This window comes from Variovorax sp. GW821-FHT10D07 (assembly GCF_059415325.1).
Map to the genome: position 1 here is coordinate 1,019,344 of NZ_JBWKMZ010000002.1, position 10,525 is coordinate 1,029,868.

Consider the following 10,525-nt stretch of genomic DNA (forward strand, 5'->3'; position numbering starts at 1 on the left):
GCCGTGCCGCGCGCATGCCCCAATTGGGGGAGAACGCCGCGCGGCGCTACCGGAGGTCGACGCTCGGCCAGTCGAAGCGCTGCCGGGTCGTGCCCTCCTCGAGCACCAGCAGGTCGGTCGACAGCGCGGCCGTCCATCCCCCGGCGTGCCGCTCGAAGCGCAGCAGGCCATAGCCCGATCCGCGCTGCGGCAGTTCGCCATCGATCGCCTCGAGGCGCAGCGTGCGGCCGCCCGGCAATGGCAGGGCCTCGTCGAGCCAAAGATCGCCGGGCGAGCAGTTGGCATAGGGCAAGGGCGCGTAGAAAGCCGGCGCGAGCATCACCGCGCCGACGCGCTTGCCATCCACCGTGACCGCGCCCGAGAAGCTCAGGTGGTAGTCGCCCGAGATGCAGGCGAAGCGCCCCGGCACCGCATCGGCCAGTTGACCCAGCAGCTCGGCGCGTTCGGCCGGCGCGGCCTGCATCGAGTCGGGCGGGCCGGGGTTCGCGGGATCGCAGCCCGGCACCAGCCCGGGCAGCAGCACGCTGCCCGTGAGCAGGCAATGGAAGGCGTCGCTGTGACGGCCCTCCTCCACCCAGGCATGGAAGGCCGCGCGCGCTTCGTCCGACACCGTGCGCGCCGCGACCGGCTTGCCCGGCTCGCTGTGCTCCGCCGCCTTGCGCCAGCGCCGCGTGTCGGCCACGAAGAAGCGCACGCCGCCGCGCTCGTAGCGCGCGAAACCGAAGCGACGCATGCTCTCGGTGCCGTGCATCAGCTGGTAGGCGGTCAGCGCGCTCTTCGCGGCCCGCAGTGCATGTTCCTCGCGCAACTGGCTGTAGCCGCAACGCGAGAGATGCGGCTTGAACAGCGAGCGGGCCAGCGGGTAGTTGTCGGTGAACTCGTGGTCGTCCACCGTGCACACCGACGGCACCCGCGCCAGCAGCTTCTGCAGCGCGGGCCGCGCGAAGGCCCGCTGGTGGCGGTCGGTGTAGCGCTCGACCGGGTTGGTCGAATCGATGATGCCGCCGGTCGCATCGGCATAGATCTGGTCGCCCAGCATGAACAGCATCTCGGGGCCGCCCGGCCCCAGCCTGCGCACCGTCTTCAACAGCCGCTCGAACGAGGCCGAGGCCGGCTCGCTGTCGAAGGAGAAGCCCGGGTAGCTGCAGCTCCCGATGGCGATGCAGAGCGCGCCGTCGCGCTCGGCCAGCATGCGTTGCCTGAGGCGGATCCAGCGATGCTCCGCCAGCGGCGCATTGCGGCGCTGGTGCGACAGCGAGGCGGGAAAGGGCCCGCGCCCCACCTCGCGCTCGCGCAGCGCCGCTTCGGCCGCGAAGCGGATCGAGCCCTGCAGCGCCATCAGCTCGGCCGCCTCCGCGGCGGCCGAGAACGCCACCGGCGGCCCCTCCGCGACCTCGTCGGGCAATCGCTGCAGCGGCCGGCTGGCGGTCCGTGCATCGAGCGCGGGCGCGTGCGAGACGCACTCGATGCGCGCTCGCTCCCACGCCCCGCCCTCGGGCAGCGGAATGCTGCCGCAGGCGACGCGGATCGCGCTGCTGCCGTCGGTGCGGCCCTGGGCGCTGCCGAGCACCCAGGGGCGCCGCGACGGCGGCAGCAGGAAGCCGTCGCGCGCCACCATCGGCGCGGGAAAGTCGACGATCTCCAGCGGCACCCGATAGACGCGCTGCGCCAGATGCACGATGGCGCTGGCCGCCAGCCCGCGGCTCAGCAGTGCATCGGCGGCGGTGTCGTCGACCACGAAGGCCACGCGCACGCTGCGCGCCGGGCCCGGCGGCATGGCGCAGTACAGGGCGAGCTGCGGATCGACCTCCATCGGCTCGATCGGCCCGACCCAGGGGCCGGCGCGCGGAAAGCGCACCTCGTGGTTCGGATGCGGGCTCGCCGGCGGGAGCGCCTCATCGCTCTCCGACGGAGAGAGGGCCGGGCCGTGCGCCTGCGCCTCCCAGGCCTGGTTCAGCAAGGCGGCCAGCCGCTCGTAGGGACTGGCCTCGCCGCCGACGCGATCCATCGCCGTCTGGCCGATCAGCGGATCGAGGTGGCCATAGCCCACGAGCAGGTCGCACATGTGCGGCGGCTGCCCATCGGCCGCCTTGCCGAACAGCGGCACCCATTCGGGATGGATCTGCGCGAACTGCAGCGACGAACGCAGCGCCCCTTCCTTGTCGAACAGCTCGTTCTCGCAGCCGTGCACGAAGCGCACCGGCAGCGCCATGTGGCGCGCGATCGCGCTGTCGTTGGCGTAGACGTTGAAGCCGTCCTCGCTGACCAGCCGCTCGTACTCCACGAAGCGCGCCGCATGCGCGAACACGCGCACCGAGGCATTGCCGAACAGCTTGGGCAGTTCGCGGTGGGTTTGGGCGTTGAGGTTGCGGTGCTTGAACAGCTCGGCATCGAGGAAGCGCACGCGCCTGCAGGTCGCGCAATCGTCGTCGTGCGGCCGGCCCAGCGTGCCTTCGCCCGGGCAGTGCTCGCCGGGCGGCACCGGCAACGCCGCGAACAGGCGATCGACCAGCGATTCGACCAGCGACTCCACCGGCCCGCGCACCGCCAGCGGCACCGTGGTGCGGCCCGCCAGGTTGCGGATGAAGGCCGGCAGCCAGGTCTTGCCCTGTGAGGAGCGCGAGCCCACCGTGAACAGGTGCGTCTGCGCGCTCACCAGGCCTGCGAGCTTCGGCAGCAGCGGGCGCACGCCCGTGGCCGACACGTAGCCGGCGTTCTCGATCGGATAGGACAGCCGCCCCGCCAGCAGCGCCATCTGGAAGGCCGCCGCACCGAGGCACTGGCCGAAGGCATGGAGCTGCAGCGGCAGCCCGGCCTCGGGACCGACGACCCGGTCGCGCTCGCTGCGCAGCAGGTCGAGCACGAAATCGACCGCCTGCGGAATGTCGATCATCGCGACCTGGTCCGCGGTACCCGGTTCCTGCGAGGCCCGCGAGCGCGGGCTCAGCCGGGTGTCGAGCACCCAGACCTCCCAGCCCAGGCTGTAGAGATACTCGGCGAAGTTCTGCGTCGTGCCCTTGAAGGTGAAGGTGTGGCCCGACATGCCGAAGGCATGGGTCAGCAGCACCGAGCGCGCGCGCCGCACGGGCACGCCGCACCACGTTCCGCCCACGAATTCCGGCAACCCGTCGGCGTCCGGCCGCCGGTAGCGCCACAGCCGGAGCTGCACGTTCTCCACCGCCTCGGTGCCGTCGTCGCTCGACGAGCGGCCGCGCCGCACCCACAACGAATGCGCCTGCGGATGGACGTCGCCCTGCGTGCTGCCGCAGGCCTCGCCGCGCAGCTTCAGGTCCTCGGGGCTGGCCATGTCGACCAGCGGGCTGTCGCTGTAGTCGGGCAGCCGGAAATCGAGCATGCGCGTCTGCAGCGCGAAGCGCGCGAGCAGCGCCGGATAGGCCACCAGCGTGCCCATCGCCGAGCTGGCGTCGGCGCCGCCGAGCAGCTCGATCGGCGTGTCGCGCACCGCGCGCGCCACGTCGAAGGCGAAGTGCGCTTTCGCAGCGCGGTTGCGCCACGGCGACCACCAGGGCGCGGGCCGGTCGTCGGCATCGAGCGTGATGACCGGGCAGGTGAGCTGGGTGAACAGGTCGGGCCGCAGGTCGGCCGGTGTGACCTTGCCCGGCCGGTCGGCCGCCCACCCCCACTGCCACAGCCGCTGCGCGCCATGCACCACGAGCTGCGGCCAGCTCGCGGCATAGACGACCTCCTTGGTGCCGCGCAGCCGCAGGCGCCGGACCGGATCGGGCCGGGGCATGCCGCCCGGGCGCAGCGTCAGCCTGAGGTCGTATTCCACGTGCCGGATCTCGGTGGCGGCCCACCAGGCCCAGAACATGTTGCGGCTGCGCTCGAGGGTGATCTCGGTGTCGCCGCGCCGCCAGTCGAGGTAACCGCGCAAGGTGAACCAGGTCAGCACCGTGCGCGGCAGGCTGGCGATGCGCCGCAGGGTCGCGAACGGACCGCCAGGCTCCACCGCGAGGATGGAGACCGCGCCGCCGCGGATCTTGTAGTTGACGAAGCGCTCGCTGGCCGGCCTGGCATCGGGCGCCGCGCCCTCGACCAGGGGTTCGAAGCGCAGCAGCCCGCGCACGCCCGTGAAGCGATGTCGCGCATCGTTCCACAGCTGCTGCCAGTCGAAGGTGTGCATGCTGACCACCATGTCGCAGTCCGCCGTCGGCGTGCCCAGCATGCGACGCAGCGGCCCCTGCAGCGGCAGCGCGCGGCACTCCAGCCGCTCGCGCGCGCGGGCCTCGACCCGCATCGGTCCGGACCGCGACCAGCCCGCGGTGGAGCGCGGCAGGCCGCGCTGCGGCACGGGCGTCGGTGTGGCGGTCGGGCCGGCCACGCGCAGTCCGGGGGCCAGGTGCGCCATCGCGCGCTCCGCCAGCGCGGTGATGGTCCACAGCGGATTGCAGCCCAGCGAGGTCGGAACGATCGAGCCGTCGAGCACGTGGAGGCCGTGCCAGAGCTCGTTGTCGCCGCGCCAGACCCGCCCCAGGTGGTCGACCACGCCCGAGTCGTGGTTGTCGCCCATCGGGCAGCCGCCGAGCGGGTGCACCGTCATCGCGAACGGGTCGGGCTTCGGCCCCGACAGCAAGGTGGCGGCACCCGGCGGCAGCGCCTGCCAGGTCGGCAGGTGCATGTGCACGCCATCGCACTTCGTGCCCGCGTCGAAGAAACGCTGTTGCGCGGCGTAGGTGCGCGCCTCCTGCGGCCGCGGCCAGTAGGGCGCGATGCCGTCCATCTCGGGCACCCAGACCGCCCGCCCCTGCGAGCTGTCGTGGCCCATCGCCAGCAGCAGCTGGCTGTGGGCGGCGAGCTCGGGCGAGGCGGCCAGCGGATCGATGCCGCGGCCATGCGCGCGCGGCGCCGGTGCCCGCGCGCCGATGTGGCGCAGGGTCCAGGCGATGGCCAGCATCTCCTCGTACAGGCGCGACAGCGGGCCGGGCACCGCGCCGTCCTGCAGCATCACGCGGTCCTGCAGCGGCGGCCGGTCGTCGCCGCTGCCGCGCAGGTCGAGCAGCGTGGTGATCGTCGGCCCCACGGGTGGCCCGGCCTTGGCCTCGGGGATCGCGCCGCGGCCCACGTTGTTCACCGGCGTCTCGAGGTCGGCGATCACGCTCACGCTGTCGCCGTTCGCGCTCACGCGCGTGCCCAGCGTGGGCGACAGCGTGAAATGCTCGTGCACCTTCTGCGAACGCATCAGCAGCTCGGTGCTGCCGAAGGTGCCGGCCGCGACCACCACCAGCGCGGCCTCGAAGGTGCGGCCGTGCTGCTCCACCAGGTCGGCCATGTTGCGCAGGTCGCGGCTGCGTTCGGTCTCCACCGCGGTGAAGCGCCAGCGGCCGGTGTTGCGCTGCGGCTCGAGTGCGTAGACCGTGCAGCGGCTGACGAACTGCACGCCCCGCTCGCCCGCCTGCTTCAGGTAGGTGGTGGGCAGGGTGTGCTTGGCGCCGGGCGTGTTGCAGCCGGTGAAGCAGTCGCCGCAGTGGCTGCAGCGTGCCGGATCGATGGTCAGCTCCGCCGTGTGCACCCGTGGCGCGTGCTTGCGCAGCGTCTTGTCGCGCTGCAGCGTCTCGCAGAGCTTCACCAGGGCCTGCGACTTGGGCAGCGGCTCGGCCTCGGCGCCGTTCGCGCTGCGGATCGAGAAGCGCGTGCCCTGCAGCTGTTCCTTGGCGCGCACGAAGGCCGACGGCAGGCGCAGGCCGGGCTTGTCGTCGTCGAGCGCATGGCGGATCTGGGCCGGCCACGCGGGCTGGGCGAAGACGTCGTCGTCGGGCTGCACCAGCACGCCGGCATTGATCAAGCTGCCGCCGCCGAAGCCGTTGGCCACCAGCGAGACCATGCCCGGTCCGGCGCGCCATTCGAACAGGCCGCAGGGGCTGCCCATCGGCCCCTGCGGGCCCTGGAAGCGCAGGTACTTGGGCAGCTGGCCCACGTCGTTGGCGAATTCGCCCGGCAGGAACTCCGAGCCGCGCTCGAGCAGCACCACGCGCCGCCCGGCCTGCGCGAGCCGCAGCGCGGCCACGCTGCCGCCATAGCCCGAGCCGATCACGACGGCATCGAGCTGCAGCGGCTCGGGGGGCTTCCATTCGTCGAAGGGAATGGACAGCGGCTGCGCGGTGGGCGAGAACATGGGACGGCGGGAGCGAGAGAAAGGAAATCGTGGCCCGCCGACGGTGAGCCTGGGCGGTCGGGCTCAGAGCAAGGCGCGCACCTGTCTGGCCAGCTGGAGTTCGTCCACCGGTTTGTGCATCAGTGGCCGGCCGGTGCGGGTCGCCTGCTCGATGCGCCCGGGGGCCGTGTCGCCCGTGATGAAGACGATCGGCAGGTCGGGCGCGTCGCGGCTGAGCCGCGCCGCCGTGGAGATGCCGTCCTCGCCGCCGCGCAGGCGCAGGTCGCACAGGCACAGCTGCCAGTTGCCGGGCGGCCCGAGGGCGAGCGCGGCATGCAGGCCGTCGGCGGTGTCGACGTCGGCACCCCAGGTCTGGAGCAGCGCGCTCAGGCTGTTGCTCACCATCTGTTCGTCGTCGATCACCAGCACGCGCCGGCCGCGCAGGTCGGGCATCGGAACCGAGGGGCGCGGCCGCAGGTCGGACTCGTCGGGCGCGCGCGTGAACAGCGCGGGAATGGTCAGCGTGAACTTCGAGCCCTTGCCGGCCGCCGATTCCACCTTCACCTCGCCGCCGAGCATGTGGATCAGCCGGCGCACGATCGACAACCCCAGGCCGAGGCCGCGGGCCCGGTCGCGCTCCTTGTTGTCGACCTGGAAGAACTCCTCGAAGATCAGCGTCTGGTGCTCGCTCGCGATGCCCTGGCCGGTGTCCTCGACCTCGAAGCGGATCACCGGGCCGACGATGTGGGCGCGGATGGCGATCAGTCCCGAGGCGGTGAACTTCACCGCGTTGCCGACGATGTTGCGCAGCGCGCGTTCGAGCAGCACCGGGTCGGTCTGGGCCACGAAGGCGCCGCCCTCCACTTCCACCCGCACGTTGCGCCCGGCCAGCATGGCGCGTGCCTCGGTGCCCTGGCGCGCCAGCATCTGGCCGATGTCGACCGCCTGCGCGCGCGGCTGCACCGCGCCGGCGTCGAGGCGCGACATGTCGAGCAGGTTGTCGAGCAGGTCGCCCAGCACGCGGCTGGCCTCGGCGATGCTGCGCGCGATCTGGCGCTGCTCGTCGGTCTCGGCGTTGTGCGTCAGCACCGCCGTGTAGAGCGCGAGCGCCTGGGCCGGCTGGCGCAGGTCGTGGCTGGCATTGGCCAGGAAGCGCGACTTCGACAGGCTCGCCTCCTCGGCCGCGTGACGCGCTTCCACCGCCTTGCCGCGCTCCTCCTCGGCGATCACGCGCATCCGCTCGGCCTGCTCGCGCTGCGCGTCGGCCTCGAAGCGGATCAGCACCGAGCGCTCGAACACGCTCGCGAGGTAGGTCGAGAAGCGCGCCATCACCACCGCGTACATCAGCAGCGACAGCACCACCGCCCAGGCGCGCGGGCCGCCGTGCAGCCCCCAGCCCAGCGCCACCAGCGGCACCCCGACCAGCAGGAAGCACAGGTAGCCGCGCGCGAACGAGGCATAGGTGGCGGCGCCGCCGGCCGCCGCGAGCAGCACGATCACGGTCAGCGCGAGCCGCGACTCGTCGGGCAGCACGCCGAAGAACATCACGGGCAGCAGGCCGATCCAGATGCCGTTGATCAGCGCGATGTAGAAGAACTTGCGCAGCGCCGCGGCGTCACGCGGCTCGCGGTCGCTCAGCAGGCGCGCGCCCAGCCGCATGCGGTAGGCGTTGGCGCCGATGAACAGCGCCAGCCAGGCGCCGATCAGCACCCACGAGACGTGCCGCGCCAGGATCGCGGAAACGAAGGAGCAGCCGACCAGCAGCCCGAGGACGGCGTTGCGCGACTGGGTCGCGAGCAACCCGACCTGCTCGGCGACCAGCGCCGCGGCCCGGTTCCTCATCCGGCTTCCATCGCGCGCCAGCCGAGGCGGGAGAGCTCGTACATGGCCTGGGTGCGGCTGTGGACGTCGAGGATCTCGAACACCACCTTCAGGTGCGACTTCACGGTGGTGTCGGAGATGTTGAGCTCGCGCGCGATCGCCTTGTTCGACTTGCCGTGGGCCAGGCGCAGCAGCACTTCCTCCTGGCGCGGCGACAGCCGCAGGCTCGCGAGCCGGTCGGCCGGCGAGGGCTCGTCGGTGCGCGGCGGCTCGAGGCAGACCGGCGGCACGTAGATGCCGTCGTCGAGCACCACGCGCAGCGCCTGCATCATGGTCGCCGGGTCGAGCGACTTCTTGACGTAGCCCATGGCGCCGTCGTCGATCGCGCGGCGCACCGTGTTGGGGTCTTCGTTGGCCGACAGCACGACCACCGCCTGCTCGGGGAACTGGCCGCGGAACAGGTGCAGCGAGTCGAGCTCGCGCATGCCGGGCATCTCGAGGTCGAGCAGCACGATGTCGAACGGGCCGTGCGTGCGCATGGCCGCAATCGCATCGTGGATGTCGGCGGTCTGGTGCACGCCGATCTTGGGATCGAGCGAGCGCAAAAGAAGTGCCACGCCCTCGCGCACGAGGCCGTGATCGTCAACCAGCAGAATTCTCATCAACCGTTCCCATTCAACTCCGCCTTATTTTCCCAGGCCCGGAATTGTGGGAGCAGTACGCTGGTAGTACAAGCAGGGGGAACTCCTCCTTTAGAGGGATCGACATTCCCCGGGGCTTAAGAAGGCACCGCTCCCCGCAGGATCGCCGCGCGCAGGTCGGGCGGAATCTCGATCGCCCTGTGGGTTTCCAGCGAAGTGGTCACCAGCACCTGGCTGACCTGCATACGCACTTCGCCCGACACCGGCTCGAAGCAGCGCAGCCGCAGCGTCAGCGAGCGCGAACCGAGCCGCTCGACCGACAGCCCCAGCGCCACCCGGTCGCCCATGCGGCTCACGGCGCGGAAATCGGCCTCGAGCTTGACGGTCGGCAGCCCGACGCGGCGGCCGGTGACCAGCGCGTCGTAGCCGATGCCCAGTTCCTCGTTGACCCAGTCCTCGACCAGCCCGTTGAGCATCACGAAGTACTGCGGGTAGAAGACGATGCCGGCCGGATCGCAGTCCGAGAAGCGGATCAGCCGCGGCCGGCTGAACTCGGCGAAGCGCATGGGCGTCTCGGCCATGGCTCAGCCCTCCTCGCCCGCGGGCTCGCTGCGCATCACGTGCACGCGCAGCTCGCCGAGCTGGGCATGCATCTGCTTGATGGTCTTCATGTCCAGGCCCGAGAACATCTCGAGGATCCACTGCTCGTGCTCGCTGGCCATCGCCTCGAAGCTGGTCCGTCCCTTGGGCGTGAGGCTCACGATCCAGGCCCGGCGGTCCTCGGGGCTGGGCGCGCGCGCCACCACGCCCTCGCGCTCCAGCTCGTCGGTGAGGCCGGTGACGTTGCCGCCAGTCACCATCAGGTAGCGCGAGAGCACGCGCATCTTCAGCCCTTCCTTGTGGCGGTAGAGCTGCGCCATGTAGTCGAAGCGCGCCAGCGAGATGCCGAAGCGCTCGCGCAGCCGGCGCCGGATCTCGGCCTCGATCTGGGTGGTGCTGGCCAGCATGCGCAGCCACAGCTTGAGGGCCGCATGGTCCTCGGTGCGCGCGCGCGCCTCGTGGCCCAGTTCCTCGGCGTCGCTCAGCGCGGCATGCGAGGCATCGTTGTGCTTCATGTGACCTCCCCGCCCGAGACCGAGATCGACTGCCCGTTGACCGAGGCCGCGCCCTCGCCGCACAGCCAGCGCACCGCGTCGGCCACCTCCGAGGGCTGCACGATGCGGCGCTGCGGATTCACGCTCGAGAACTCCGCCAGCGCATCGGCCTCGCTGCGGCCGGTCTTGCCGACCACGTTGGCGACGCTGTTGCGCAGGATGTCGGTGTCGGTATAGCCCGGGCAGACCGCGTTCACCGTCACGCCCTTGCGCGCCACCTCGAGCGCCAGCGAGCGCGTCAGCCCGATCACGCCGTGCTTGGCCGCGGTGTAGGCCGCGACGTAGGCATAGCCCTTCTGCCCCGCGGTGCTGGCGATGTTGACGATGCGGCCCCAGCCGGCCTCGAGCATGTCGGGCAGCGCCGCCTGGGTGCACAGGAAGCTGCCCGTGAGGTTGACCGACAGCATGCGCTGCCAGAGCTCGACCGAGGTCTTGAGGAAGGGCGCGCTCTCGGCCGCACCGGCGTTGTTGACCAGGATCGCGAGCGGCCCGAGCGCAGCGCGCGCCTGCGCGAAGGCCTGCTGCACCGCCGCCGGGTCGGCCACGTCGGCCGCCACCACGCGGTGCGAGGCGGCGGCGGGCAGCGTGTCGGCCACGCGCTGCAGCGCCTCGCGGTCGCGCCCCAGCAGCGTGAGCACCGCGCCCTCGGCCGCGAGGGTGCGTGCGATCTCGGCGCCGATGCCGCGCGCGGCACCGGTGACCAGGGCATGGCGGCCGGAAAGAGAATTTGCTTGCATGGCAATAATATTTAGTCCTAAACCATTCTAGCGTTTTGCGGCCCTGGACACCGGCCGCCG

Annotated in this window: 6 protein-coding genes; all 6 read right to left on the bottom strand. The window is 71.7% G+C overall.

Annotated elements, in window-relative coordinates; all coding sequences use genetic code 11:
• Positions 1-46: 46 nt before the first annotated feature.
• The 6 genes from AC07PU_RS10075 to AC07PU_RS10100 all read right to left on the bottom strand — a co-directional run bounded on the left by AC07PU_RS10075 (position 47) and on the right by AC07PU_RS10100 (position 10,465).
• A complete protein-coding gene (locus AC07PU_RS10075; RefSeq protein WP_495317123.1) occupies positions 47-6,133 on the bottom strand; it encodes an FAD-dependent oxidoreductase in 6,087 nt (2,028 codons plus the stop codon).
• 63 nt (positions 6,134-6,196) lie between these two features.
• Positions 6,197-7,954: an ATP-binding response regulator gene (locus AC07PU_RS10080; protein ID WP_093348994.1), complete on the bottom strand. Its 1,758-nt coding sequence runs from the start codon at positions 7,952-7,954 to the stop codon at positions 6,197-6,199.
• Entirely contained in the window at positions 7,951-8,595 is a 645-nt protein-coding gene (locus tag AC07PU_RS10085) for a response regulator (protein WP_064262281.1), read from the bottom strand. The genes AC07PU_RS10080 and AC07PU_RS10085 overlap by 4 nt, the downstream gene beginning before the upstream one ends.
• A gap of 116 nt (positions 8,596-8,711) precedes the next feature.
• On the bottom strand, positions 8,712-9,155 hold the full coding sequence (locus AC07PU_RS10090) for an acyl-CoA thioesterase (protein ID WP_490878973.1): 444 nt from the start codon (positions 9,153-9,155) through the stop codon (positions 8,712-8,714).
• 3 nt (positions 9,156-9,158) lie between these two features.
• Positions 9,159-9,689 carry a MarR family winged helix-turn-helix transcriptional regulator gene (locus AC07PU_RS10095; RefSeq protein ID WP_093348989.1) on the bottom strand — a complete coding sequence of 177 codons (531 nt, stop codon included), beginning with the start codon at positions 9,687-9,689 and terminating at the stop codon, positions 9,159-9,161.
• Entirely contained in the window at positions 9,686-10,465 is a 780-nt protein-coding gene (locus AC07PU_RS10100; RefSeq protein WP_057590612.1) for an SDR family NAD(P)-dependent oxidoreductase, read from the bottom strand. The genes AC07PU_RS10095 and AC07PU_RS10100 overlap by 4 nt, the downstream gene beginning before the upstream one ends.
• Positions 10,466-10,525: the final 60 nt, after the last annotated feature.